The organism is Thermotoga sp. Mc24 (assembly GCF_000784835.1).
GTDB lineage: Bacteria > Thermotogota > Thermotogae > Thermotogales > Thermotogaceae > Thermotoga.
Genome location: NZ_JSFH01000004.1, coordinates 33,964 through 60,137 on the forward strand (window position 1 = coordinate 33,964; position 26,174 = coordinate 60,137).

At 46.0% G+C, this 26,174-nt stretch carries 32 protein-coding genes; 7 read left to right on the forward strand and 25 right to left on the reverse strand.

Annotation, left to right across the window (positions count from 1 at the left end):
• The 19 genes from MC24_RS00875 to MC24_RS00965 form a co-directional block, all read right to left on the reverse strand.
• Complete coding sequence (locus MC24_RS00875; protein ID WP_235280271.1) at nt 1–348, reverse strand: hypothetical protein; 348 nt, start codon at nt 346–348, stop codon at nt 1–3.
• A gap of 69 nt (nt 349–417) precedes the next feature.
• Entirely contained in the window at nt 418–630 is a 213-nt protein-coding gene (gene rpmB / locus MC24_RS00880; RefSeq protein WP_156104994.1) for a 50S ribosomal protein L28, read from the reverse strand.
• A gap of 50 nt (nt 631–680) precedes the next feature.
• On the reverse strand, nt 681–1,133 hold the full coding sequence (smpB, locus tag MC24_RS00885; protein WP_038051628.1) for an SsrA-binding protein SmpB: 453 nt from the start codon (nt 1,131–1,133) through the stop codon (nt 681–683).
• Nucleotide 1,134: 1 nt separating this feature from the next.
• On the reverse strand, nt 1,135–1,461 hold the full coding sequence (locus tag MC24_RS00890) for a YraN family protein (protein WP_038051632.1): 327 nt from the start codon (nt 1,459–1,461) through the stop codon (nt 1,135–1,137).
• Nucleotides 1,458–1,748: an Asp-tRNA(Asn)/Glu-tRNA(Gln) amidotransferase subunit GatC gene (gene gatC, locus MC24_RS00895; RefSeq protein ID WP_038051635.1), complete on the reverse strand. Its 291-nt coding sequence runs from the start codon at nt 1,746–1,748 to the stop codon at nt 1,458–1,460. The genes MC24_RS00890 and gatC overlap by 4 nt, the downstream gene beginning before the upstream one ends.
• A complete protein-coding gene (gene csrA, locus MC24_RS00900) occupies nt 1,711–1,962 on the reverse strand; it encodes a carbon storage regulator CsrA (RefSeq protein WP_038051642.1) in 252 nt (83 codons plus the stop codon). The genes gatC and csrA overlap by 38 nt, the downstream gene beginning before the upstream one ends.
• Before the next feature lie 4 nt (nt 1,963–1,966).
• The gene (gene dprA / locus MC24_RS00905; RefSeq protein WP_038051645.1) at nt 1,967–2,980 is read right to left on the reverse strand and encodes a DNA-processing protein DprA; all 1,014 of its coding nucleotides are present in this window, start codon (nt 2,978–2,980) and stop codon (nt 1,967–1,969) included.
• A complete protein-coding gene (locus MC24_RS00910) occupies nt 2,967–3,260 on the reverse strand; it encodes an RnfABCDGE type electron transport complex subunit B (RefSeq protein ID WP_012896205.1) in 294 nt (97 codons plus the stop codon). The genes dprA and MC24_RS00910 overlap by 14 nt, the downstream gene beginning before the upstream one ends.
• Nucleotides 3,261–3,273: 13 nt before the next feature.
• A complete protein-coding gene (gene rsxA / locus MC24_RS00915; protein ID WP_012896204.1) occupies nt 3,274–3,849 on the reverse strand; it encodes an electron transport complex subunit RsxA in 576 nt (191 codons plus the stop codon).
• Nucleotides 3,846–4,448, reverse strand: coding sequence for an electron transport complex subunit RsxE (rsxE, locus tag MC24_RS00920; RefSeq protein ID WP_038051649.1), 603 nt, complete (start codon nt 4,446–4,448; stop codon nt 3,846–3,848). The genes rsxA and rsxE overlap by 4 nt, the downstream gene beginning before the upstream one ends.
• The gene (locus MC24_RS00925; RefSeq protein ID WP_038051653.1) at nt 4,445–5,119 is read right to left on the reverse strand and encodes an RnfABCDGE type electron transport complex subunit G; all 675 of its coding nucleotides are present in this window, start codon (nt 5,117–5,119) and stop codon (nt 4,445–4,447) included. The genes rsxE and MC24_RS00925 overlap by 4 nt, the downstream gene beginning before the upstream one ends.
• A complete protein-coding gene (locus MC24_RS00930) occupies nt 5,116–6,072 on the reverse strand; it encodes an RnfABCDGE type electron transport complex subunit D (protein ID WP_038051658.1) in 957 nt (318 codons plus the stop codon). Before MC24_RS00930 ends, MC24_RS00925 begins: the two co-directional genes overlap by 4 nt.
• A complete protein-coding gene (gene rsxC, locus MC24_RS00935; protein WP_038051660.1) occupies nt 6,069–7,376 on the reverse strand; it encodes an electron transport complex subunit RsxC in 1,308 nt (435 codons plus the stop codon). The genes MC24_RS00930 and rsxC overlap by 4 nt, the downstream gene beginning before the upstream one ends.
• A gap of 4 nt (nt 7,377–7,380) precedes the next feature.
• Nucleotides 7,381–8,232, reverse strand: a complete 852-nt coding sequence (locus tag MC24_RS00940) for a radical SAM protein (RefSeq protein WP_038051662.1) — start codon at nt 8,230–8,232, stop codon at nt 7,381–7,383.
• Entirely contained in the window at nt 8,229–8,402 is a 174-nt protein-coding gene (locus MC24_RS00945; RefSeq protein WP_012896198.1) for a hypothetical protein, read from the reverse strand. The genes MC24_RS00940 and MC24_RS00945 overlap by 4 nt, the downstream gene beginning before the upstream one ends.
• Before the next feature lie 95 nt (nt 8,403–8,497).
• A complete protein-coding gene (locus MC24_RS00950) occupies nt 8,498–9,523 on the reverse strand; it encodes a DUF4899 domain-containing protein (RefSeq protein WP_038051665.1) in 1,026 nt (341 codons plus the stop codon).
• A 3-nt stretch (nt 9,524–9,526) separates the two neighbouring features.
• The gene (locus MC24_RS00955; RefSeq protein ID WP_038051668.1) at nt 9,527–10,798 is read right to left on the reverse strand and encodes a glucose-1-phosphate adenylyltransferase; all 1,272 of its coding nucleotides are present in this window, start codon (nt 10,796–10,798) and stop codon (nt 9,527–9,529) included.
• Between the two features lie 11 nt (nt 10,799–10,809).
• Nucleotides 10,810–11,922 carry a glucose-1-phosphate adenylyltransferase subunit GlgD gene (gene glgD / locus MC24_RS00960; RefSeq protein WP_038051671.1) on the reverse strand — a complete coding sequence of 371 codons (1,113 nt, stop codon included), beginning with the start codon at nt 11,920–11,922 and terminating at the stop codon, nt 10,810–10,812.
• A gap of 38 nt (nt 11,923–11,960) precedes the next feature.
• The gene (locus MC24_RS00965) at nt 11,961–12,503 is read right to left on the reverse strand and encodes a hypothetical protein (protein WP_038051674.1); all 543 of its coding nucleotides are present in this window, start codon (nt 12,501–12,503) and stop codon (nt 11,961–11,963) included.
• A gap of 67 nt (nt 12,504–12,570) precedes the next feature.
• On the opposite strand from MC24_RS00965, the gene MC24_RS00970 reads away from it, so the two are divergent.
• Genes MC24_RS00970 through murC form a run of 7 tightly spaced genes read left to right on the forward strand, consistent with a single transcriptional unit; the run spans nt 12,571 to nt 20,988 of the window.
• Nucleotides 12,571–14,040 (forward strand): UDP-N-acetylmuramoyl-L-alanyl-D-glutamate--2,6-diaminopimelate ligase, encoded by a 1,470-nt coding sequence (locus MC24_RS00970; RefSeq protein ID WP_038051677.1) that lies wholly within the window; start codon nt 12,571–12,573, stop codon nt 14,038–14,040.
• Nucleotides 14,037–15,317 (forward strand): UDP-N-acetylmuramoyl-tripeptide--D-alanyl-D-alanine ligase, encoded by a 1,281-nt coding sequence (locus tag MC24_RS00975; RefSeq protein ID WP_038051682.1) that lies wholly within the window; start codon nt 14,037–14,039, stop codon nt 15,315–15,317. Before MC24_RS00970 ends, MC24_RS00975 begins: the two co-directional genes overlap by 4 nt.
• Nucleotides 15,314–16,222 carry a phospho-N-acetylmuramoyl-pentapeptide-transferase gene (gene mraY / locus MC24_RS00980; RefSeq protein ID WP_038051684.1) on the forward strand — a complete coding sequence of 303 codons (909 nt, stop codon included), beginning with the start codon at nt 15,314–15,316 and terminating at the stop codon, nt 16,220–16,222. Before MC24_RS00975 ends, mraY begins: the two co-directional genes overlap by 4 nt.
• The gene (murD, locus tag MC24_RS00985) at nt 16,219–17,511 is read left to right on the forward strand and encodes a UDP-N-acetylmuramoyl-L-alanine--D-glutamate ligase (protein WP_038051687.1); all 1,293 of its coding nucleotides are present in this window, start codon (nt 16,219–16,221) and stop codon (nt 17,509–17,511) included. The genes mraY and murD overlap by 4 nt, the downstream gene beginning before the upstream one ends.
• A complete protein-coding gene (locus MC24_RS00990; RefSeq protein WP_038051690.1) occupies nt 17,508–18,602 on the forward strand; it encodes an FtsW/RodA/SpoVE family cell cycle protein in 1,095 nt (364 codons plus the stop codon). The genes murD and MC24_RS00990 overlap by 4 nt, the downstream gene beginning before the upstream one ends.
• Nucleotides 18,599–19,618 carry an undecaprenyldiphospho-muramoylpentapeptide beta-N-acetylglucosaminyltransferase gene (murG, locus tag MC24_RS00995; protein WP_038051693.1) on the forward strand — a complete coding sequence of 340 codons (1,020 nt, stop codon included), beginning with the start codon at nt 18,599–18,601 and terminating at the stop codon, nt 19,616–19,618. The genes MC24_RS00990 and murG overlap by 4 nt, the downstream gene beginning before the upstream one ends.
• The gene (gene murC / locus MC24_RS01000; protein WP_038051695.1) at nt 19,615–20,988 is read left to right on the forward strand and encodes a UDP-N-acetylmuramate--L-alanine ligase; all 1,374 of its coding nucleotides are present in this window, start codon (nt 19,615–19,617) and stop codon (nt 20,986–20,988) included. The genes murG and murC overlap by 4 nt, the downstream gene beginning before the upstream one ends.
• Here the strand turns inward: murC and MC24_RS01005 are convergent.
• From MC24_RS01005 to MC24_RS01030, 6 genes are all read right to left on the reverse strand, one after another.
• Entirely contained in the window at nt 20,940–21,416 is a 477-nt protein-coding gene (locus MC24_RS01005; protein ID WP_038051697.1) for a metallophosphoesterase, read from the reverse strand. The genes murC and MC24_RS01005 overlap by 49 nt on opposite strands.
• A gap of 5 nt (nt 21,417–21,421) precedes the next feature.
• Nucleotides 21,422–22,279 (reverse strand): AEC family transporter, encoded by an 858-nt coding sequence (locus MC24_RS01010; protein WP_012896187.1) that lies wholly within the window; start codon nt 22,277–22,279, stop codon nt 21,422–21,424.
• Nucleotides 22,280–22,338: 59 nt separating this feature from the next.
• Nucleotides 22,339–23,976: an NADH-quinone oxidoreductase subunit NuoF gene (gene nuoF / locus MC24_RS01015; RefSeq protein ID WP_038051700.1), complete on the reverse strand. Its 1,638-nt coding sequence runs from the start codon at nt 23,974–23,976 to the stop codon at nt 22,339–22,341.
• Nucleotides 23,973–24,446 carry an NADH-quinone oxidoreductase subunit NuoE family protein gene (locus MC24_RS01020; RefSeq protein WP_038051703.1) on the reverse strand — a complete coding sequence of 158 codons (474 nt, stop codon included), beginning with the start codon at nt 24,444–24,446 and terminating at the stop codon, nt 23,973–23,975. The genes nuoF and MC24_RS01020 overlap by 4 nt, the downstream gene beginning before the upstream one ends.
• A gap of 67 nt (nt 24,447–24,513) precedes the next feature.
• Nucleotides 24,514–25,188: a DUF554 domain-containing protein gene (locus MC24_RS01025; RefSeq protein WP_038051706.1), complete on the reverse strand. Its 675-nt coding sequence runs from the start codon at nt 25,186–25,188 to the stop codon at nt 24,514–24,516.
• Complete coding sequence (locus MC24_RS01030) at nt 25,188–26,126, reverse strand: pyridoxal-phosphate dependent enzyme (RefSeq protein WP_038051708.1); 939 nt, start codon at nt 26,124–26,126, stop codon at nt 25,188–25,190. Before MC24_RS01030 ends, MC24_RS01025 begins: the two co-directional genes overlap by 1 nt.
• Nucleotides 26,127–26,174: the final 48 nt, after the last annotated feature.

Below are 26,174 nucleotides of genomic sequence, written 5' to 3' on the forward strand. Positions count from 1 at the left end.
TCACCGAGCTTCAAAACAACCACTTCCCTTCTCGTCAATCAATTTCTTCAAAAGTTCAAAATCCTCCACGGGATGAGAGAAAACACGACGTGTTCCATCATTCAAATAGAAAACAATCGACATCCCGTACCTTTCAACTCTCTCAATCGAAGAAAAATCAAAAGATTTCCTCTCCAGAACCACTCTGTTTTTTTCTACATCGATCACTATCTCTTTCTTGAAGAGAGTGAGCACCCATACACCAAAGATTATATCCAAAATCAGGAAGAAAATCCTCAAAATCAAGTGGAGAGGTTTATAAAAAAGGAAAATTGTGAGGTCAAAGCTCACAACCCATAGCAGAACCATGATGAACTTATACCAAAAAGGAACCCTGAACCTTACTATGACCATAAATAATGCGGGCCAACAGCCCGCTCACACCTCCGAAACCTGTCCTACGTACTTCTTCACCTTACCAGCCTTCAGACAGGAAGTGCAGACTCTCATTCTCTTAACCGTTCCATCTGGAAGCACTACTCTTACCCTCTGAAGATTGGGTCTGAACCATCTTCCTGACTTCTTGTCCGAGTGACTAACGGTGTTTCCGGATCTGGGAGCCTTTCCACACACTTCACATCTCTTTGCCATGATCATGCCCTCCCATGAGTCTGATTTCTCTCTCCAAGAGTATACCATAACTATCTCGAATACTTCATGTATTCTCTGATCTTTCTTTCCATCTCCTTCTTTTTTATCGCCTCTCTCTTATCGTATTTCTTTCTTCCTCGAGCAACGGCTATTTCCACTTTTGCGATCCCGCGATCGTTGAAGTATATCTTCAGTGGAACTATCGTTACTCCCTCTTCCTGCACTTTACCCATGAGTCTCTTCAGTTCCCTTTTGTGAAGAAGCAGTTTTCTCGGCCTTTCAGGATCGTGGTTGTAAACTCCTCCGTGGCTGTAAGGTGGAATGTGTAAATTCAAAAGGTAAAGCTCTCCGTTCTTGAACCGACAGAAAGAATCCTTGAAATTGACAGAACCGTTCCTCAGGGATTTCACTTCTGTTCCTGTGAGAACAATACCTGCCTCGTAGGTTTCCAGGATCTCGTAGTCCGTGTAGGCTTTTTTGTTCGTAGCGACAACCTTCACCATCTCACCCCAGCCAGATAGCTTCAAAATGGTCTATTCTTTCAGGGGTCACCCTCACAAAATCAACCCGCGCCGGCCCATTCAACTTGTTCTGGATCATGTAAAATCTCGCTGCTCGTTCCAAGTTTCTCACTTTTCTGAGATCTATTCTTTCAAGAGGATCCACTTTTCCATTTCCGCTTTTGACTTCCACGAAAACTATCTCTTTCCCATCGCGCGCTATTATATCTATCTCACCATACTTTGTTCTGTAGTTTCTTTCAAGAATTTTGTAACCTTTTTTCCTCAAAAATTTACACGCGAGTTCTTCTGCTTCCTTCCAGTCCATCATCTGTGGATTCCGGGAACCTTTATGTGACTGTCTTTTTCTTCCGGGAAGTTCTTCTTTATGAGGTCTCGCATTTCAAAGAATCTCGGATCCCCTTTCCTGAGTTTGGCACTGTCCTCAACGGGTGTGTACATCGGCTCCACACCCTCTACGTCGACTTCGTTGAGGAGCTCCACGTAATCGAGTATCTCCTGAAAATCTTTCATCAGACTTTCTCTCTGATCTTCAGAGAGTTCCAATCTTGCAAGATTTTCAAGATGAAGCACCAGGTCTTTTGTAACCTTTATCATTTTTCAAAACCCCCTTCAGGTCATCTTTTGAAACCCCAGAAGCTTTTATGTTTTCACTCTTGAGTTCTTCGTAGAGTTCCTCACGAAGAATCTTCACATATCTGGGTGCCTCTATACCAATTTTAACAGAATTTCCTTCTATCTTCAGGACAGTTATCACTATGTCCTCGCCGATCATGATCTTTTCCCCTACTCTTCTGGTGAGAACCAACACGTTATCACCCCAGCAATCTGTATGCACCACCGTCGAACCAGATCATTCCCATCAGTTCCATTTCCGAAATTACCCTGAGGACTTCCGAAACGTTCCATCCCAACTCTTCAACAAGATCATCGACAGTTCTTGGAGAAATTCTCAACAGATCGTAGATTTTCTTTTTGTCGTCATCGAGCGATGGAGAAACGCTTTTTCTGATTCCAAAATGGATTTCAAGATCCTCCTCGTCGGTGAGGGGATAGGCACCCGACTTTATCAAATAGTTTGTACCTTCGCTGGTCTTCCTATCTATATCACCGGGAACGGCAAACACATCGCGACCGCTCTCCAGGGCGAACTTCACCGTTATGAGTGCACCACTTTTGAGGGGAGCCTCTGTGACGATTATCACATCCGAAAGACCTGCTATGATTCGATTTCTCGCTGGAAAATGATGTTTTCGAGCGTGAGTTCCCATTGGATACTCACTGACAACACACCCGTTTCTCACAATCTCGTAGAAGAGCCGTTCGTTCGACCGTGGATAAAAGACATCCACTCCTGTACCGAGAACCGCCACCGTTTTTCCTCCAGAACTCAGAGCTTCCCTGTGTGCAACAGAATCTATTCCGAGCGCCATACCGGAGACGATCACAAAGTACTCACTCAGAAGTTTAACGAAACGCTTTGTAACATTCACCCCGTAACCTGTGGGTCTCCTTGTTCCTACAACTCCCACACATTTTTCTTTCAAGAGTTCCGTGTTGCCCCTCACAAAAAGAACAGCAGGTGGATACCTGATCTCCCTCAAGTGCTGAGGGTAGTCATCGTCCCAGAAAGAAACGAGCTTTACATCGTGTTTCCTTATCAGTGCCTCTTGCCTTTCTATCTCTTCTTTTCCACACTTTTCCTGGAACTTTCTCGTCCTTTTTGGATCCGCGTTTTTCAAAAATTTTTCAAGGGGTAATTCCGGTTCCAATTCTTGGAGATGGAACCCACCGTGATGAACAAGCAGAGCCATCTCAAGAGGAGACATTCTTGTACTCCTCGAGGATCTTCTTTATCTTCTCTTCGACGCCCTGAGGTCTTCCGGGGAGGCACCTGTTCGTTTCTGCCTGACCTTTCACGATCGCCTTCGCGTAAGCCTCACAACCGGCAAAACCGCACGCACCACAGTTTATTCCAGGAAGAACCCCTGTTATCATCTTCACACGTGGATCTTCTTCCACCTTGAATTTCTGCGCAGAATAGGCAAGAAAAGCCCCGAATCCAAAACCCAGAACGGCGAGCAAGAGCGTCGAGTAGATGACTTCCAACTCCTTCACCTCCTCACAACTTCACCATGCCCTGGAATCCCATGAAAGCCAGTGAAAGAAGTCCCGCGGTGATGAGAGCTATGGCGGTTCCCTTGAAAGGTTCCGGCAGGTCGTAGAGATCCATTTTTTCCCTTATTCCGGCGAATATCACAAGAGCAAGGGCGAACCCAAGGCCAGATCCCAGTGCATGGAAGACCGCCTCAACAAAGTTGAGCTTCATGAGACTGTTCAAAAGCACCATACCGAGGATCGCACAGTTCGTGGTAATGAGGGGCAAGAAAATACCAAGCGCTTCGTAGAGGTCCGGACTGGTTTTCTTCAAAAACAACTCAACGAACTGGACGAAAGAAGCGATTACGAGTATGAAGACGATCGTTTTCAGAAATTCAAGCCCCGTGGAGATAAGGAGTTTGTCCAGAAACCAGCTGATGGCAGCAGAAACCGTCATAACGAACGTAACGGCTATACCCATCCCTGTCGCCGTTTCCAACCTTTTGGAGACCCCCAGGAAGGGACAAATTCCGAGAAACCTTGCCAGAACGAAGTTGTTCACGAATATGGCAGAGAAGAAAAGCAGAAACACCTTCATTTCGCTTCACCTCTCTTCTTTCTCCTGATGCCGATGTAGGTGAAGAGTGCAGAGAGGAGACCGAGTGTTATGTAGGCCCCTGGTGGAAGAATTTCGAGGAATATTTTCAACTCCCACACTCTGTAACCGAAAATCGTACCGTTACCGAAGAATTCTCTGATGCTTCCAAGAAGAACCAGTGAACCCGTGAAACCGAGACCCACTCCCAGGCCATCGAGCATAGAATCCAAAACTCCATGTTTAGAAGCGAACGATTCCGCCCTTCCCATTATGATACAGTTCACCACTATGAGAGGAATGAAGAGGCCCAGAGTCTTCCACAGATCGTAGGCAAAGCCGTGCATGAGTAGATCTATCATGGTAACGAAAGACGCGATAACAACGATGAATATTGGGATCCTGATCTTATCGGGAACGATCTTTCTTATCAACGAAATGACCACGTTCGACATGGTGAGAACGGCCGTCGTAGCGAGCCCCATCCCCAAACCGTTGATGGCACTCGTGGTAACGGCGAGTGTGGGACACATCCCGAGAACCTGAACATAAGTGGGATTTTCTTTTATGATTCCCTTCGTGAACTCTCTCAAGCGACTCATTTCGACACCTCCTCGAGGTACCTGTACATGAGGTTCAAAGCGGTCACCACGGCCCTTGGTGTGATCGTTGCTCCCGTCATTACATCGCTTACCTTCACAACACCCTGTTTTTTCAACTCCTCAGAAGAACCCTTTGGAAGTCCCGCATCTTTGTCGACTTTCAGACCGTTTTTCAGTCCTTCCGGTGGAACCGGAAAGAAACGTCTCTGGATGTTTTCTTCTCCTATCTTTGCACCGAGCCCGGGCGTCTCCTGAGAATAATCTATTACTCGCACGGAATTGAGCATGAATCCATCTTCCGTTTTTATGAAACATGCCACAACGGTCACGTTTCCTCCAAAACCGGGTGCGTATCCAGACAGAACGTACGCATTTCTGCCATCCTTCGTCACGAATTCGTACATGGGGCCAAGAACTACCCCTTCTTTGTACTCTTTCAGAACAACTGTTTCTATGCCCGTTTTTTTGACGACTTCCTCGATTTCTTTTTCATCCACCAGATAATCTCCCGTGAGGGGATCTTTCAGGACGAATTTGATGGCGCTCAACTTTGCCGCGTTATCCGCTTCCTGAATCTTTCCCTTGACTCCCACATACACGAATCCAAGAAAAAGACCAGAAATAGCTGTGAAAACCATGAGGATCAATCCTGTCTTCAGGATATCTTTCATCCTTTCACCTCACCGAAGATGCGTGGTCTGGTGTACCTGTCTATCAGGGGAACCAGCGCGTTCATGAAAAGGATTGAAAATGAAACACCCTCAGGATACGCTCCAAAGAGTCTTATGGCCATCGTGAGAACGCCACATCCAATCCCGAAGATCACCTGTCCCTTCTCGGTGATGGGACTCGTCACCATATCAGTGGCCATGAAGAGTGCACCGAGCATGAGACCACCACTCAAAAGGTGAAAGAGCGGATCACCGTACTTTGGATTCATTAGATAAGCTATCGAAGAAAACACAAGAACCGTTCCTATATAGGAGGCGGGAATGAATATCTTCACTCTCTTTTTCAAAAGAAGATAAATGAAACCAATTATGAGAAGAAGTGCACTCGTTTCACCTAAGGATCCTCCAACCTTACCTATGAACAGATCCCAATAGGAAGTGAAAACGCCCTGTTCTTTGAAAAGAGCGAGGGGGGTTGCCGCCGTTACCACATCCACTGGAGATTTCCAGAATCCTGCCCCAGGTACAACCCAGGTGGTCATGTAAGTAGGAAAAGAAATCAGCAAAAACGCTCTTCCAACAAGCGCAGGGTTGAAGATGTTCTGACCGAGCCCTCCAAACACGTGTTTCCCGATCCCCAGGGCAAATACAAGTCCCAGCAAAAAAGCCCAGAAAGGAAGCCTTGTGCTCACGTTCATCGCCAGAAGCAGTCCTGTCACTGCCCCACTCCCGTCTGGAACAAAATCCTTCACTCCTCTCAGGTATCTCATAACGAATATATCGAAGAGTTCCCCTGTCACCGCTCCTGCGATACAGAGAAAGAGCGCGTACCACCCGAAGAAATAAGCCGCTCCAATAACTGCTGGTGAAAGGGCTATGAGCACATCCAGCATGATCTTTCTCACGTCATCCTCTTCCCGAAGATGAGGAGCGTAAGTGCTCATCAACTTCATTTCTTACCCCTCCTTGTAGCACGATACACTGTTTTTGCCAGTTTTATGTATCTTACGTGTTCTATCTTCGATGGACAGGTGTAGGTACACGAGCCACACTCTATACAGTCCATCAAGCCGTTTTCCACAGCTTCATCGTACTTTCTCTTCGTGGAAAGGAGATAGAGAAGATAAGGCTGGAGGTTCATCGGACAAACTTGAACACATTCACTGCATCTGATACATGGTTTCTGAGGCTGAGGCTTCTTTGGAAGAAACGCGGTTATTCCAGAGGTTCCTTTCATAACAGGGACGTCCAGATTTGTGATGGATATTCCCATCATGGGACCACCGAGGATGACACGTTCCGTGTTCTCGTCTATTCCACCACAGTAGTCGATAACATCCTTCACGGGTGTTCCTATTCTGACGATCAGATTCCTTGGATTTTTCACAGCATCACCGCTGACTGTCACGCCTCTTTCTACGAGTGGTTTTCCGTCGACAACCGCTTCCTTCACAGCAACACAGGTACCGACGTTCTGAACCACCACCCCGACATCCATTGGAAGGCCTCCCCTCGGTACCACCCTTCCAGTTATCGCGTATATGAGCTGCTTTTCTGCACCCTGTGGATATTTGGTCTTGAGAAGAGCAACATCGACGGGATATCCCTTGAAAACCTTTTTTAAATTGTGATATGCATCTATTTTGTTGCTTTCTACACCGACTATGGCTTTTTGAACTCCCAGAACTTTCATCATTATCAGAATTCCCTGGAGGATATCCTCTGCTCTTTCTAGCATGAGCCTGTGATCTATCGTGAGAACGGGTTCACACTCCGCCCCGTTGATGATCAAGGTGTCCACTTTTTTCTCGGGAGGAGGTGAGAGTTTAACGTGGGTAGGAAACATCGCTCCACCCAGGCCCACGATTCCCGCTTTTTTGATGACTTCCAGGACTTCCTCTTTCGACATACGTTCGAAATCCCCAGTTTCTATGTAGACCCACTCATCGTCAGAGGTTCTTTCTATAACGATCGCTTCGATGGGCTTTCCAAGGATTGGATGCAGGATCTTATTTATCTCGAGCACTTTTCCCGTCACAGGAGAGTGCAGATAAGCGGAAATGAAACCCTCAGGTTCACCTATGACCTGACCTGTTTTTACCTCGTCACCGGGAGAAACCACGGGTTTCGCTGGATTTCCCGCGTGGTTGGAGAGAAAGACGAAGACCTTCTGTGGTAATGGTACCCTTTCAATAGGCTTATCCTTCGACCATTCCTTCATTTCTGGAGGATGTACTCCTCCCTTGAAAGTGAGCACGGTTTCACCTCCAGTGAACGTTGTAAATGGGACCTCTTGGACTTTCGTTGTAGTAAGGACGTGTGCAGTGAGGACATCCACGAGTTTTTAAAGCTTCCTCTGGAAACTCGTCGCTCCATTCGACGTCGATAATTTTACCATTTGAGTCGAAAATTATGTTCTCTGGCTTTATCAAGTTTTTCTCGAGCAGGTAAGTTACCAGCTGGATTTTTCTGTAACGCTCGAGGGAAGGTCTTTCTCTGTTTTCAAACGCCGTTCCCCTGATTGGTGTAAAAGCAAACAGAGAAACCACGATGTTTCTTTCCTTTGCCCACACCGTGAAATCAACAATGTCTTTATCACTTTCACCCAATCCAACTATCACATGTGTCGTGATTTTTCCGGGAAACATTTCTGCTGCTTTCTCGAGAATATGGAGATGTCTCTCGTATTTTCCTCCTCTGATTTTTTCAAAGAGAGTTTCGTTGGGAACATCCACAGCGATATCCACTCTGTCGGCTCCCAGTTTGAAATACTCTGTAACCTCCTCCACACTGATAGCTCTGACGCTCACCGAAACCGGTATTCGAAACCTCGGAATGATCGATCTGAGGTCTTCTCTGTACCCAGCATAAGAAACAACTTGGATACAGATCCTCTTGAAACAATCGTTCAATTTGTTGAGCAGATCTTCTGAAATCTCCTTCCAGGTGACCCTGGAGAGAAAATGAGACGGGCTTGTGGAAGAGCGTGACTGAGCACAGTACAGACAGTTGTAAACGCACCTTTCCCCAAGCATGAAATAAGCGGTGTCCATTTCTAAAGACGATTTTCCATTCACTTTCTGAATCGTTCCGTAAGATGCTCTGAGTATCATTTCTCCACCTCAAACTCGTATTCTCTTTCTTGGTTTCTCAGGTGAACCTTGCTCCCTTCCACACTGATCTCGAAGCCGTTCAAGAACTCAGGAATCGGCTGTTTTGCTTCCAACCTCATGAACACACCATCCGCGGTTCTCTCGGCCACTCCTTTTTCTCTGTAAAGCAAAAAGATCCTCCTTGCGTGAATGGAAACACTGCAAACCGTGAAAAAGACCATTGTAACGATGAAAAGAGCGAAAAGAACCTCTATGACAAGAGATCCTAACTGAAAAGAAGATAAGAGAGTATTAGAAGAATTCCCATGACGAGAAGCGCTAGTACGAAAGCCAGAAGAAAATCTGAACTCGCCGCTTTCTGAACGGGTTGAGGAGATTTTCTCAGTTTCAATTTCTCCTGGTTTGATTCTTCCCCCTCCCTGAGCATCTCTCCTATTTTTTCCATCCACTCTTCATCGGAAATCTTCACTCTGCTTTCACCACGTTTTATCTTCAGATTCGGGGATACTATGGCCTTTCCAATTATCCCTTCTTCAAATTCCACTTTCAAAAGATAAAGATTTCCTTCTCTGGTCTTTACAACCTCTTTCGAGAGGATCTTCCCAGGAAGACTCGCCACATTTTCCGTTCCGAACTTTTCCTTCAGAAACCTTTTGAACTTCTCCGAAAATTCTTCGTTTCCGTAGTTCAGGATAACAAAATCTATCTTCTTTTCTACCTCTATCTCTCTTATGGTCACACCGTTCAAAGGATCAAGAACTGGGAACACTTCTGGGAGATTTCTCAAATCTTCTCTCTGAAACAATTTGAAAACTTCATCAGTCGAAAGTTCTTCAAAATGTTCTTTCACCACTTCAAGAGAAACATCTTCATAGTCCAGCGGGGTTCCTACCGCTTCCACTTCCAGTTTTTCAGACCACTCCCTGAAGAGGTCGGCCATGAAGACCTTGAGTGCCTCGTGATCACCACTTTCAACGAGCCTGAAAAACTCACTCCCAACCAGTCTAAGATTCTGTTTTCTGGTTTGAATCAGCCAGAAATTGAGGAATTCATCCGTTATGACAGAAGCTTCTGAGACTTCTTTCAAGGCCAGTTCTTTTTTTGCTTTAAAATCTTCAAGGAACTCCTCAAATCCGAGATTCAGATCTACCGAATACTTTCGAACATACCGACCCGGCATCACAAAAAAATCGTACTCAGGGATCTGATTGAGTTTGCCGAGGAAATATCCCTGAACGATCTCGGATGTGAGCTTCGATGTGACCCTGAACTTCACAAAATAGAGATCCACTCACTACTCCTCCCTGGGTATCACATAATCTCCCGATTCCAGAGTTTTCGATTTGAAATCTTCAGGTCCTACACCAATGCCTATGACACAGTTCTTTCCTATTACCATGTCGTCGGGAATCACCGAATTCATCCCCACCACCGTCAGGAGACCAGAGTACACCTTTGGATCCAGTTTGTTCTCAGCGTCTTCACCCACTCCCATCCTGACGTTGTTTCCTATTTTTACACTTTCTGCTATTATCACGTTTTCCAGATAGCAGTTCTCTCCTATCTCAGCTCTGGTCATTATGACTGAGTTCTTCACCACCGTTCCTCTACCGATCTTCACACCCTGGAAAATAACAGAGTTGAAAACATTACCATACACCTCTGCTCCTTCACTCACGAGAGAGGTGGAAACCTTCGAACCAGGAGCCACGTAAGCGGGTGGCATCTCCTCGGTATGGGTGAAAAACCTCCAGTTCGGATCGTAGAGGTTGAAAGGCGGCACTGGAAGAACAAGCTCCAGATTGGCTTCCCAATAAGATCTGAGCGTACCAACGTCCCTCCAGTATCCATCGAATCTGAACGCGTAGAGAGAACCGAGATTTTCTCTCAAAATTCTTGGAATCACGTCTTTTCCAAAATCATGAGAACTGTTCGGATCGTTTTCGTCTTCGATGAGAACTTTCTTCAGGAATTCATAATTGAAGACGTAAATTCCCAGAGACGCCAGATTCGATCGGGGTTTTGCCGGTTTTTCTTCAAAATCTACTATTTTCCCATCCACATTCGTTATCATGATACCAAACCTGCTTGCCTCTTCGATGGGTACTTCCATGCAGGCTATCGTCCCGTCTGCCTCCTTGAGCAGATGATAATCTATGAGATCGTTGTAATTCATAGCGTACACGTGATCTCCCGAGAGAATGAGAACGAGTTCCGCGTCGTTTTCTTCGAGAAATTCAAGATTCTGATAGACAGCGTTGGCGGTTCCTTTGTACCAGTCAGACTCATGCCTACCCACGTAAGGCGGAAGAATTTCGACCCCTCCATCTTTCCTGTCCAAATCCCAGGGTCTTCCGATACCTATGTGTTTCGAAAGAACATGAGGTCTGTACTGGGTCAAAACCCCTACTCTATAGATACCAGAATTCACACAGTTGCTCAGAGTGAAATCTATGAGACGGTATTTCCCCCCAAAAGGGATAGCGGGTTTCGCTATCCTCTCCGTGAGAACACCGAGTCGCGTTCCTTGGCCCCCCGCCAGTATCATCGCAACGATGTTTCCCATAAAATTTCACCTCACAAGACCGCTCTTTTTTCAAAAACGGGTAACTCTATGTCTCCTTCAATGACACGACCTTCTCTCACAATACAATTCTTGTCCAGAATCACGTTTCTCAAAACCGCACCTTCTTCCACAACAGTACTTTCCATAATGATGGAATTCTCAACTATGGCCCCGACTTTTATTCGCACGTTTCTGAAAATGATAGAATTTCTCACCGTACCGGAAACAATGCTTCCATCCGCTATCAAAGAATTCTCAACAACGGCCGTGGTCGTGAATTTTGGAGGAGGAAGATCTTTCAGCTTCGTATATACCTTCCCGTTTCTGTAGAAGAGCTCATCGCGCACCTCTTTTCTCAGAATATCCATGTTTATCCTGTAGTACTCTTTTATTCCCTTCTTCACATTTCTCCAGTAGCCATCAAACCTATAAGCGTAGACCTTCAACCTGTCGAGGTTGGGAATCACTATGTCGAGAAGAAGATCGTATTTTCCTTGAGGAACCGTTGCGTAGAGAAGCTCTTTGAGCAACTCTTTGTTCATGAAATAAACCCCGAGAAACGCGATGTTTCCTTTTGGATGGGCAGGTTTTTCTTCTATCTCCACCACTCTCATGTCATCGTCGAGCTGAACTATTCCATATTCACTCAAGTTGTACGTTTCATCGAGTTCTTTAACAAGCAGGGTGATGTCTGCTCCCTTTTTCAGATGGTAGCTGAAAAGATCTCTATAGATCATCTTGTAGATGTGATCTCCTGAACCTATTAAAACGTGATCTTCCTCGCCCCTTCTCAGAATGGTCATGTTTTGGAAGATAGCATCCGCCGTTCCCCTATACCAAACTTCTCTGTTTGGCCCAACGTAAGGCTGGAGAATGAACAGTCCCCCGCTTTTCCGATCGAGGTCCCACTCCTTTCCAGAACCCAGATGGTCCATCAGACTCCTCGGATTGTACTGAGTGAGAATACCCACCTTTCTGATACCGGAGTTCACCATGTTGCTCAGGGTGAAGTCTATCGCCCTGTACTTCCCAAACACGGGAACCGCCGCACTGGCTCTCACCTTTGTCAGAGGCCACAAACGATCACTTTTTCCCCCAGCAAGAATCAATCCAAGCACCCTCATCCTTCACACCTCTCCTCCTTCGTTCACAAAAAATTCTATCACCTCCACCCCTCTTCTATAAAACCGTCTGAAAGTTTTTTCAGTAAATCTACAATGAAATTGGTGTTAGAATCCGGATATTCTCTCACAACAAGATAAACTCTTTCTCCAAAGCTTCTCATGGCGGACATGAATCCCATCACCCTGAGAACGTGTCCAATCATCTCAGGGAAGATCAGAAAATCACCGGAGGGAAAATCGAGCTCCTCTGGTTCGAAGTCTGGCAGATCGAACATTTCCTCGAGTTTTATTCCATAACGGCTGGAAAAGAGCTCTAACATGGCGCACGATAAAGAGAAGAGCACTTTCGGATGTTCTGGAAAATGCGCCTCGAGTCTCTCGAAAAGACCAAAAATCTGACTCGATTTTGCTTCCTTGAGGATCCCCTCATATTCTTCTAGCACGGCCACAAAAATCTTGTAATGCTCCCCCAACGATCTTTCGGGAACTATTGTTGAACTCCCCTTGAATTCATCTTCCATCAGTTCTACTTTCACAATTTCTCTGTCTTTCCATTTCTCGAGATGATAAGTTAAGATCATTTTTCCTACCTCCTGTCTGGAAAAGCTTTAAATAAAGTGTTAAAATTCCTTCAGAGGTGGTTCTACTATGAATATATCAACTATTGTGTCGAATTTAAAGGATCTCATTTTAGAAGTTCGAGCGCCTTATGATCTCGAAATAACAGGTGTGTCTAACCACTCTTCTAAGGTAAAAAAAGGGGATCTTTTCATCTGCAGAAAAGGAGAGAAATTCGATTCCCACGAGATAATACCCGAAGTGATCGAAAAAGGGGCAGTAGCAGTTGTTGTTGAAAAGGAGATAGATCTCGATTTTCCTCACATTCAGGTTTTCGATTCGCGTTACTTTGAAGCAAAAGTCGCCAGTCTCTTCTTCGATGAGCCCTGGAAAGACGTTCTAACCTTTGGAGTCACTGGAACGAACGGTAAAACCACAACAACCGTGATGATTTACCACATGCTCACCTCCCTTGGAGAAAAAGGAAGCGTTCTCACCACCGCTGTGAAGAGAATTCTTGAAAACTCCTACTACGACGACATCACCACTCCGGATGCGATCACCATTCTTTCCGCCATGAAGGAAAACAGGGAAGGTGGGGGAAAGTTCTTCTCTCTCGAAGTTTCTTCTCACGCACTGGTTCAAAAAAGAGTCGAGGGAGTCAGATTCGATGTGGGTATATTCACCAACATATCACGCGATCACCTCGACTTTCACGGTACATTCGAGAACTATCTGAAAGCAAAGCTTCATCTCTTCGATCTGTTGAAAGATGACGGGATATCCATTCTGAACGAATCATTGGCAGACACTTTCAATCGAAAATCGAGAAAAATCACCTTCGGAACATCGAAAAACGCCGATTACAGGCTGGGAAATATAGAGGTGAACTGGGAGGGGACACGGTTCGTTCTGGAAACTCCCGATGGTTTATTGAGGGTTTTCACAAAAGCGATAGGTGATTTCAACGCTTACAACGCCGCGGCCGCCATTGCTGCTCTTCACCAGCTTGGATACGATCCAAAAGACCTGGCGAGTTCCCTCGAAACGTTCACAGGGGTCGAGGGAAGATTCGAGGTAGTACGTGGAGCAAAGAAGATTGGGCTCAACGTTGTTGTCGACTTCGCCCATTCTCCAGACGCACTGGAAAAGCTCTTGAAAAATGTCAGAAAGATCTCTCAGGGAAGAGTGATAGTTGTCTTCGGGGCCGGGGGAAACAGCGACAGAGGAAAACGTCCCATGATGTCTGAGGTCGCTTCAAAACTCGCTGATGTTGTAATCCTCACAACCGATGACCCACGAGGAGAAGACCCGGAACAGATAATGGAAGACTTGATAAAGGGTATTGATAAACGCAAACCGTATCTGGTGCTCTTTGACAGAAGGGAAGCCATTGAAACGGCCCTAACTATCGCTAACAGAGGAGATTCTGTTGTCATAGCGGGAAGAGGTCACGAAAGATACCAGATAATCGATGAAGAAAAGAAGGTACCGTTCCAGGACAGAGAAGTTGTGGAAGAGATCATAAGAGACAAGCTGAAAGGGAGGTATGCACAATGAAAGATCTCCTCACAAGGCGCTTCGTTCTGAACTCGAAAGAAGTGAGAGAAGGTGACGTGTTCGTTGCCGTGAAAGGGAAAAGATTCGATGGTCACGATTTTATAGATGAAGCCCTCAAGAATGGTGCTTATGCAGTTATCGCTGAGAGAAAAACAGTGAATTCCGATAGAATATTTCTCGTAGAAAGTTCCGTTGACGCACTTGCAAAACTGGCCCGAGAAAAGCTCGGAAATTTTTCTGGCACGGTCGTCGGTATAACGGGTTCGTCAGGAAAGACCACTACGAAAGAAATATTGTACAACCTTCTCAAGAACAAAAGAAGTGTTTTCAAAACACCGGGAAATATGAACACAGAGTACGGTCTGCCGCTCTCTATTCTCAACGATTACAAAGGAGAAGAAATCCTAATTCTTGAAATGGCTGCAAGCAAACCCGGCGATATCGCCCACCTGTGCAAAATTGCTCCTCCAGATATCGCCGTTCTCCTCAACGTTGGAAACGCCCATCTCGAATTTTTTGGAACACGAGAGAGAATCATGGAAACCAAAATGGAGATCATCAAGTACTCGAAAGAAAATGCAACAGCCGTAACATTTTTCGACGATTCCGATCTGAGAAGAGAAGTGCCTCGTTACAGAAAAACACTGTTCTTCGGTAAAGAAAGTGGGGACTCGGTTCTGAAAGGCTGGTGGTATTACGAAGGTTCCACGATCGCAGAGTTCGAAGCTTTCGAGTCTCTTTTCACAGTTAAACTCTCTGGGTACTGGAACGGAGGGCAACTTCTGAACATCGCCGCTTCTCTGTGTGTCATGAGAGCTTTGGGCGAAACTGTGGATATCTTCGATCTTGCCAGCCTGAAGACCGTTCCTGGTCGTTTCAACGTGAGAGAAAAAGAAGGTGTGCTGATCGTGGACGATACGTACAACGCAAGCCCTGAGGCGTTTCAAACTTCCATAGAGGCACTTCTTCGCTTTCCCGGAAAAAAGTTCGCCGTTGTCGGAGCGATGAAAGAACTGGGAGAGAGATCGAAGGAGTTTCACGAAGAACTGGGAAAAAAGCTGAACGTTCTAGATGGGGTGTACGTTTTTTTGTCGGAGCCCGAGGCAGAATGGATCAAATCCGAAAAGATCATCCTGAAGTCAGACGATCCTGAAGATATAGCGAAAGATCTTGCTGCCAGAGTAACAGAAGGAGATGTGGTTCTCTTCAAAGCTTCAAGAGCGGTGAGAATTGAGAGAGTCCTTGAGATGTTTGAGAAGGAGTTGGAGAGAAAATGATAGCAGCGAATTTTCTCCTGAACCTCGTTCTTTATCCGATCCTCATAAAACTCTTCAGACACAGAAGAATCGGGCAATACATAAGGAAAGAAGGTCCGGACCTTCACGGTTACAAAGAGGGTACCCCCACCATGGGAGGTATTCTGTTCGTTCTGACCAGTTTTTTGTTTGGGATGATCTCTAAGACAAACACGATAGTGTTGCTTGGCATGTTTCTCTTCTTCCTCATTGGTTTTCTGGATGACTTTCTCAGTGTGGCAAGAAAAGACTCCACCGGATTGAAAACTTATCAGAAAGCTCTGCTTCAGACTCTTGTAGCCTTCATTATGTTGCTTCTGATACGTCCCGAAACCAACGTCGACTTCTTTGGCTCCGCGATTGAGATGGGAAAGTGGTATTACCTCTTCGCACTCTTGGTTATCGTCGGAAGTTCGAACGCCACGAACCTAACGGATGGGTTGGACGGTCTGGCCGGTTGGATATACGTGAGCGGAAGCATCCCTTACTGGTTTTTCCTCAAAGAAAGGGGAATCTCAGAGGACACTCTGTTGATCCTTGTAGCCGGTGTTCTTGCATTTCTCGTGTTCAACTCGAAACCCGCGAAGATCTTCATGGGGGATACGGGTTCTATCACACTCGGTGGGGTTTTGGGAACCGTCTCTGTTCTGACAAAAACGGAGTTCTATCTGGTGCTTTTCTTTCTGATTCCCGTCGTCGAAACGTTGAGCGTTATCCTTCAAGTGGGGTCTTTCAAGATCTTCAAACGCAGGATATTCAGAATGTCTCCTCTGCACCACCACTTTGAACTACTCGGATGGAGCGAGGAAAAGATCGTGGCAGTGTTTACCGTCTTCAATCTGATGTCTTCTCTTGTTGCTCTTGAGGTCTTCGGGGTGATAGGATGAGGATAGGTTTCCTGGGTTTCGGAAAGAGCAACAGATCCCTTCTGAAATATCTTCTGAAACATCAAAAAGCAGAGTTTTTCGTGAGCGAAGCAAAAACTCTGGACAGTGAAACGAAAAAATTCCTGGAAGAATACTCCGTAGAATACGAAGAAGGGGGACATACCGAAAAACTTCTGGAGTGCGATGTTGTCTACGTGAGCCCAGGGATAAAACCAGACACAAGCATAATCGAACTCCTTTCTTCCAAGGGCGTGAAACTATCCACGGAGCTTCAGTTTTTCCTGGACAACACAGATCCAAAAAAGGTCGTAGGCATCACGGGCACCGACGGAAAAAGTACCGCCGCCGCTCTCATGTACCATGTACTCTCCAGAAAGGGGCTCAAGACTTTCCTTGGCGGAAACTTTGGTACACCAGCCGTGGAAGCCCTGGAAGGAGAGTACGACTATTACGTGCTGGAAATGAGCAGTTTCCAGCTTTTCTGGAGCGAAAGACCTTATCTTTCAAACTTCCTCGTTCTGAACATATCCGAAGATCATTTAGACTGGCACTCTTCTTTAGAAGAGTACGTTGATTCAAAGTTGAAACCGGCTTTTCTTCAGGCAGAAGGAGATCTGTTCGTCTACAACAAGCACATCGAACACTTGAAGGATTTGAAAGGCGTGAGATCCAGAAAAATTCCCTTCTGGACAGATGAAAGCTTCGCCACGGAGAGAGAACTGATCGTCCACGGAAAAAGTTACGCACTTCCTGGGAACTATCCGTATCAGATGAGGGAAAACATACTGGCAGTTTCCGTTCTTTACATGGAGATGTTCAAAGAACTGGAAAGTTTCTTAGAATTCCTCAGAGATTTCAAACCACTTCCACACAGAATGGAATACCTGGGTCAGATAGATGGAAGACATTTTTACAACGACTCGAAAGCCACGTCGACACACGCGGTACTGGGTGCGCTCTCCAACTTCGACAAGGTAATTCTCATAATGTGTGGTATCGGCAAAAAGGAAAACTATTCTCTCTTCGTGGAAAAAGCCAGGCCAAAGCTGAAACATCTCATCATGTTCGGAGAGATATCGAAAGAGCTCGCTCCATTTGTGGAGAAAATTCCTCACAGCATCGTTGAAAATATGGAAAAAGCCTTCGAAACAGCACTGGAAGTCTCCGAAAAAGGTGATGTGATTCTTCTCAGCCCGGGAGGAGCGAGTTTTGATATGTACGAAAACTACGCAAAAAGAGGCGAGCACTTCAGAGAGATCTTCAAACGACACGGAGGGGATAAAGTTTGAACGAAAAATCTCTCGTTTTCTTTGTCATAGTACTCCTGTGCGTGGGCTTCATATCCCTCAGCAGTTTTGAAATAGTTCAGGATTATGTGAAGCCAGCCAGCGACACCGCACACGTGGTGCTGAACCATTTGATGAAACTGGCAGTGGCCATTGTTTTTTTCGTTGTCTTCCTCTACACAGATCACAGATTGCTCTTCTCAAAACAAATCATAGTGGGGGGATACGTCCTCTCCCTTGTTCTTCTGACAGTCGTGCTGTTTCTCCCTTCGGGTGAGAGGGGCGCACACAGATGGATCGATCTTGGTAGCTTTTCATTCCAGCCATCCGAACTGGTCAAAATCTACATTCTTCTGTTTCTTGCGTGGTACGTCGAAAAGAACTCCCTGTTCATGAAAAGGCTCTTCAGGGGATTTTTGAAGCCGATTCTCCTCGTTTCTCCTCTATTCTTCCTTGTTCTGATCGAACCCGATTTCAGCACTTTCGTGCTTCTCGTCTTCACGGTCATCCTCACACTTTACGCTGCTGAAACTCGCGGGATTTATGTGCTGAGCTTCTTTCTGGTAACGATTTTCCTTTTTATTTCCATGTATAAAACCGGTGTTCTGGAACATTTTCTGAGAAATTACCAGATGGAAAGACTCGTATCGTATCTGAGAGGGAACGTCTCAGAACAGGTTATTGAAGCGGTGAACGCTATAAGAAACGGTGGTACGCTTGGTAAAGGGCTGGTTCTCGGTGAAGAAAAGCTCTTCGTGCCCGTGGTAACCAGTGATTTCGTGCTGGCCATAGTGGGTGAAGAGCTTGGTTTCATAGGCTTGGGAGTCGTCCTGTTCTCATTTTATGGATTAGTTCACAGTCTTGTGAAGGTTGCCACGAAAATGCACACGGTTCCATCAGTCAGGACGTTCATCTCTGGTTTCGCTATTTTGATAATGCTTCAGGTGATGACGAACGTCGGTGTCATATCCGGAATTCTTCCAGTCACAGGAGTAACCCTTCCCCTGGTAAGCTATGGAGGGAGCTCCCTTCTTTCCGTGATGATGGGTTTTGGAATAATCGGAAATATGATTCTGGAGAGTGAAAGAGAGTGATAAAGGTCGTTGCAGCTGGCGGTGGAACCGGTGGACATCTCTACCCGCTTCTGGCCATCCTCGAGGCGCTTGTGAAAAGAGTTGATGTGAAGGTTCTGTTCTTCGCCGTAAAAGGCAAAATCGATGAAAGGGTTGTGAGAAAGGATCATCCGGAGTTCGAAACAGTTGTAATCGATGTCAGAGGTTTGCACAGACCGCTCCACCATCCAAAAAACCTGTGGAGAGCCTTGAAGATAGGAATTGCTACAATCGAGGTGAAGAAACATTTGAGGCGCTTCAAACCGGATTTAATAATCCTCACGGGCGGATACATATCTGGAGTTGTGGGTTTGGCCGCTAAGGATCTTGGAATACCCATCTTTGTCCACGAACAAAACGTCGTTCCAGGGCTCGCAGTGAAGGTTCTCTCGCAGTACGCGAAGAAAGTTTTCGTCTCTTTCGAGAGAACACGAGATTATCTGAGGGAATGGCGGGATAAAATCGTCGTCACTGGATGTCCGGTGAGAGAAACAGAAAAAGAAGCACCTTTGAAGGATTTCGTGCTCGTTCTCGGTGGAAGTCTGGGGAGTGAAGCGATAAACGAACTGATGGAAAAGGTGTACCCGGAACTTCCGGAGATTCTATTTGTACATTCCACAGGGTCAGACGATTGGACAGAAAGACTTTCCGCTTTTCCAAATGTAACAGCGCTAACTTACATAGATCCTGTGGGAGCCTACTGGAAGAAAGCGATCGCGTCCATTTCAAGAGCAGGAGCGAGTACAATCGCAGAAATGATGTACTACGGTGTTCCCGGAATATTGATACCATGGGAAGGCTCCGCTGAATCACACCAGCTTGAAAACGCTCTTGAAGCAGAAAGACTGGGGTACGGCATTGTTATCAGAGAAAAAGAGACGTCTCCCCGGAAAATAATCGAGTCTATTGATAAAGTAGTGAAAAAAGGTAAAATAGAGAAGATGAAAGAAAACCCTGCTTCCAAAATATCTGAGGAAATACTGGGGGAGATAATGTGAAAATTCATTTCGTAGGAATTGGTGGAATAGGAATGAGTGCCGTAGCTTTGCACGAATTCTTGAATGGAAACGATGTTTACGGTTCAAATATAGAGGAAACAGAAAGAACCGCTTATCTAAGAAAATTAGGAATTCCGATTTTTGTACCACACTCCGCAGACAACTGGTACGATCCCGATCTGGTTGTAAAAACCCCCGCCGTTCGTGACGACAACCCGGAGATAGTACGCGCCAGGATGGAAGGGGTTCCACTCGAGAACAGACTGCATTATTTCCGAGACATTCTGAAACGAGAGAAAAAGGAAGAGTTCGCTGTAACCGGAACCGATGGAAAAACCACAACAACGGCCATGGTTGCGCACGTTTTGAAACATTTGAGAAAGTCTCCAACAGTATTTCTTGGAGGCATAATGGATTCCCTCGAACATGGAAACTACGAGAAAGGAAACGGGCCCATAGTTTACGAACTTGACGAGAGTGAAGAGTTCTTCTCAGAGTTCTCCCCAAACTACCTCATAATCACAAACGCCAGAGGAGATCATCTGGAAAACTACGGAAACTCTCTGTCCAGATACAGATCGGCCTTCGAAAAGATCAGCAGGAACACTGACCTGGTTGTCACCTTCGCAGAGGACGAACTCACCTCTCATCTCGGTGATGTGACTTTTGGCGTGAAGAAGGGTACATACACTCTCGAAATGAGAAGCGCTTCTCGCGCTGAACAAAAGGCTGTAGTGGAGAAAAATGGAAAGAGATATCTCGAGTTCAAACTCAAGGTTCCCGGTTTTCACAACGTTTTGAACGCTCTGGCAGTGATAGCACTCTTCGACTCACTCGGGTACGATCTGGCCCCAGCGCTCGAAGCACTGGAGACATTCCGGGGAGTTCACAGACGTTTTTCCATCGCGTTTCACGATCCGGAAACGAACATCTATGTGATAGACGACTACGCCCACACACCAGACGAGATAAGAAACCTTCTTCAGACAGCAAAAGAAGTCTTCGAAAACGAAAAAATCGTGGTGATATTCCAGCCGCACCGATACTCCAGACTGGAAAGGGAAGATGGAAACTTCGCAAAGGCGCTTCAGCTGGCAGATGAGGTTGTGGTCACGGAAGTCTACGACGCGTTCGAAGAAAAGAAAAACAACATCTCAGGGAAGATGATCTGGGATTCCCTCAGATCGCTTGGAAAAGAAGCGTATTTCGTTGAGAAACTTCCGGAACTGGAAAAGATAATTCCCGTGAGTGAGAACACCGTCTTCCTTTTCGTCGGTGCCGGAGATATCATTTACTCTTCCAGAAGGTTCGTGGAACGTTATCAGAGCTCCAAAAGTTCTCCTTCACGTGTTCTGGGATCGAACAAATAGACTGTGCTCTTACCGGAAAGATAACCGCACGCTTCTCCAGGATTCACCACGAGAGTCTTTCCTTCTTTTCTCACATCCACTCTATGAGTATGCCCGTAGAGAATCAGATCGAACTCCTGGGAATGAACGATCGCATCCAGAAGAACGGGTTCGTGCATCATTGCTATTCTTAAACCATCGATCTCCAGGGAAATGGGTGGTTTCTTGATTCTCCCGCCGGATCTTTTGTCTAGCAGGAGCACCTCTCCGTCGTTGTTTCCAAAAACACCGTAAAAATCCACCCCTTCTTTGATCAATCTTCCAAGTGTGAACGGTGCAACGAAGTCTCCACAGTGGAAAATTCTTTCGATGTTCTTCTCAGATACGAGTTCTTCCACCTTTTTCAAAACTTCCATGTTATCGTGAGTGTCACTGAGTATCAGCCACATTCACGTCACCCCCATGTGTAGTTTATCACCATGATTATGGACGTTGAAACAACCGTGAAGAAAGTGATGAGCCCACTCGCGAGTTCCGCATCGTAACCCTTCTCGACCGAGTACACGAGTGTCATGATAGCAGAAGGAAGAAGTGGCGAAAGAAACAGGTTCATCTCTTCGAAAGAAGAAAGAGAGAAGATCTTCACTGCGATCAGAGCAACAAGCAACCCGGCAGCATACTTTACGAGTCCCGCCATTAAAATCAGACGGAATTTGTCGTAAACCGATCTGAAGCTGAGATAGTATCCCACAAGAAAAAACACGAGGAAAGCATTCGCGTTCTTTATCGTCCGCGCAGCATCGAGAACAATACCAGGTGGAACTACTTTGAAGATGTTCATCGTTATCCCGACGAGGAGAACCAGAAACGGTGGAAAGGTGAAAACCTTCAGTATTCCCTTTTTATTTTGCTCAGCCACTGCCTTCCCCACACCAAATATGAAGAAAGAATTTCCCAGGTCGAACAAGGCAAAGTTAACCACCGATCCTTCTCCCCAAAGGCTTTCCGCCAGAGGGTACATGAACAATCCCGTGTTGAAACCAATGAAAGAGAGAACGATCGGAATTCTCACTCTTGGATCCTTTATTCGGGAGAAAAACAGAAAAGCAAGAAAGATGAGAAGGAGGTTACTTAAAACACCCGTTGCGGTGAAAGCGAACTTCGAAAAGTGAAAACGTGAGGTGGAAAAACTGTAAAAGATCGCCGCTGGCAACGTGAAGTTCACCACGAGTTTCGAAAGGACCTTACCAGTATCTTTTTCGAAAAATTTCTTCGTCAGATAACCGATCAGTATGACGATCGAGAATTCCACTCAGTGCACCCCTGAAAAAGATTTTATCAAAAGAAGAGGGCGTCTCTTTGACGCCCTCTTTATGGTTTTCTAACACCGATTTTCTTCTTTTCCTTCTTCTTTATGAACTCACACACACCCACCGGACATTTATTAGCACCTATGTGGGCTCTGAATTCTTCTTCGAAGTTGTCAACGATCGAGAGCAGAGGAACCGGAATACTCTGACCCAGCCCGCAGAAAGAAGTTTCTCCCGCGTTCCGAGCGATCTCCCTCAGCGTATCAAGATCCTCTTTTTTGCCTTCGCCTCTGCTTATTCTCTCCAAAATGTTGACGATCATCCTTGTACCTTCCCGACACGGTGTGCATTTTCCACACGATTCGTGCTCGAAGAACCTCATAACAGCGAGTGCGAGATCCACCGCACAGTGAGTCTCGTCAGCAACGAGAATCACTCCTGATCCAAGGGAAACTCCGTACTTTGCGTAAGAATCAAAATCGAGTGGAACGTCGAGTTTGTCTGGTCCGATGAACGTTCCCGCACTACCACCCGTTTGCACAACTTTCAACTTCCTGCCACCCTCAACTCCTCCACCAAATTTGAAGATGAGATCTCTCACCGTCACCCCCATTGGCACTTCCACGATTCCCTTTCTCACCACATTACCCACGAGGGAGAACACTTTTGTGCCTGGTGACGAGTCAGTACCGAACTTTTTAAACCACTCCGCACCGTTCATTATTATCCTTGGAACATTCACAAAGGTTTCCACGTTGTTCACGACGGTGGGTTTCCCGAAAAGGCCAAAGGTGGGGGGGTAAGGAGGTTTCAATCTGGGCCGAGCAGGTTTTCCTTCGATGGACTCTATCAACGCCGTTTCCTCTCCTGCTACATATGCTCCCGCTCCGAGTCTTATTTTCAGATCGAAGTTGAATCCACTTCCAAGGATGTTCTCACCGAGAAATCCGTACTCGTAGGCCTGTTCTATGGCTTTCTTCAGGATTTCTATCGAACTGTGATACTCTCCCCTTATGTATATGTAGCCCTTCGTTGCACCAACCGCGTACCCCGCTATGATCATGCCCTCTATCAAAGAATGAGGATCACCCTCCATGATGAGCCTGTCTTTAAAGGTACCGGGTTCTCCTTCATCGGCGTTGCACAGGACATATTTCTGATCAGCAGAAGCTTTGTAGGTGAATTCCCATTTCAGACCCGTTGGAAAACCAGCTCCACCCCTTCCCCTCAGCCCGCTTCGTTTTATCTCTTCGATTATCTCTCCTGGTTTCATCTGGAGCGCTTTGGCGAGGGCAAAGTAACCGTCTCTTGCGATGTATTCCTCTATACGAGTGGGATCTATCTCTCCTACGTTTTTCAGAACGATACGAGTTTCTTCAGCCACTCTCTCTACCTCAACGGTTCTTCTTATTTGACTCTCGGAAATTTCAAGATCGAGCACTCTCCTTCCCTTGAGAACGTGCTCTTCGAAGATCCTTCTCACATCCGATTCATTCTTCACGACGTAGAAAACACCATCGGGAAGAACGGAAACAATCACTCCTTCTGGATAAATTCCCATGCTACCCGTTTCCAGCACATCGACAGTATCTCCGAGGTTGTGTTCCTTCACGAGATCTCTGAAGTAATTGAGAAAGTGACGAGCCCCCATCAACACACTGTTCGAATCCACTGAGACCAGAACTGTTATCGGTTTCATTGTGACTCACCCCTCAATCTATCTATGAGATCCTTTACACGATCGGGCGTCATGTTACCGTAATACTCGGCATTCACCATGATCACCGGTGCAACACCGCAAAGGCCCAGACAACTCGTCATTTCGAGTGTGAAAAGACCATCAGAAGTGGTCTGACCGAAGTCGATTTTCAGAATTTCCCTGATGGTCTTGACTATCTCTCTTCCGTTTTCAACATGACACGGAAGACTCTCACAAACCCTTATCACGTATTTTCCCTTCTGTTTTGTCGAAAACATGGTGTAGAACGTTAACACCTCGTACACTCTGGAGAGCGGAACACCGAGCTCTTCAGCCACGATTTCAGCGGCTTCTGGTGGTATGAAGTTGTTGAAACGCTTCTGTATCTCGTGCAGGGTGTTTATCAAAACGTCTCTCTCTTCTGCTGTTTCTTTAGCTTTCTGGACGATCTCTGCTATTACCTCTCGCATCTTCACTCCCCCTCGTCAAAAATTTCACAATTATTCATGAAAAATTATACCACTTTTTCTGTGCCATTTAAAAAAGGTTTTTCAACCAGTCAAAAATAGGAATTAAAACCAGCGCCGGAAGTAGGTTTCCAACCTTCACTTCTCTCACTTTGAGAATTCTTATTCCAAGGCCCAGAATCATGACACCACCCGTACCTACAAAATCGGAAATAAAGATATCGCCTGTAAGAAAGGTCAGGCTCTTCGCGAAAACAACGAGAAGTCCCTGAACGAGGAAGACAGAAACCGCCGAGAGAAAAACCCCTGTTCCTAAGGTTGCCGTGAGCACTGTGGCTGACACTGTGTCGAGCACCGTTTTCACGAGTATCAAATCCGCATTTCCTGTGAGTCCTATGTTTATAGATCCCACTATGGTCATGGGACCAACCAGAAAGAGAAGCGAAGAGGTGAGAAAACTCTCCGCAAACCCCTGGGAATCACTGAACTTCTTCCCAATACCTTCTATTCTGTCCTCTATTCTGAATAATTCTCCGATAACGCCACCTGAGACAAGCGCTAAGAGTATCATCAAGAAATCATCACCCTGGGTGACCATCCGGATACCTATACCCAGCGTGGTGAGTCCTATCACCGTGAAAAGAATGTCGTGTAATCTCTGAGGGATTTTTCTTTTGAACAAGAAACCCACGGACGCACCGATCAAAACTCCAAATGCATTCAGAAGAACAGCGTAGTGAAACATCATACCAACCTCCCACTCTGTGCAAACAAGCCAAATATTCCTCCTGTGTGGATGAAAAGAACGTTCTTTCCCGAGTTTTTGAACATCTCAACCATTCCTCTGAAGGCCTTTGCTGTGTAGACCGGATCAAGGATGATGCCCTCTATTGAAGCTACTTTTTTCAAGATCTCCACATCCTCACTGGAAGGAATCGCATATCCTGGACCCCTGTAATCATCAACCACTTCGAAAGCGGGTTCATTGACTCTCAGGCCGTACTCTTCCATACCACTAATTATTCTTTTCACCTTCTCCACAAAATAATCCGAGTTTTTCGTGGTAACGTTCACACCCACCACGGGCACGCGACATCCCAGAAAAGAGACACCAGCCGACAATCCTGCTATGGTTCCCCCGCTTCCAACAGCACACACAATAGCATCGAAGGATTCGAGATTCAATTGATCCTTCATCTCCAGTACTGCATTGAAGTAGCCAAAAGCCCCAAGAGAGTTCGAACCCCCTTCGGGTATCACGTACACCTTTTCGCCTTTTTTCTCCCTTATCTTTCTGTGATCATCGAAGATCTCATCGATGCGTTCGTATTCTTCTTGGGAGACTTCTACTATTTCAGCGCCGAGGAGAAGATCGAGAAGGAGATTTCCGTTCAGTACCTTCTCTCCTTTCCTGAGGAAGAGAACAGGTTTCAAACCGTATTTTCTCGAAACGTATGCCGTTGCTCTGGCGTGGTTCGACTGAAGTCCTCCACAGGTGAACACGGTCGTTGCCCCTTCCTTAAGAGCTTCCCAGAGGAGATACTCCAGCTTTCTGATTTTGTTGCCTGATCCCACAAGCTCTGTGAAATCGTCCCTTTTGATGTAGATGTTGAACCCGCATTCTTCCGACAATCTTCTGAGAAACTGAACGGGTGTGGGTTTAAGTGCAAGATCGATTCTCATTCGTCTCCCCCCCTCTCTTTGTTTGTTAGAATTGTAGCACGGGAGGGA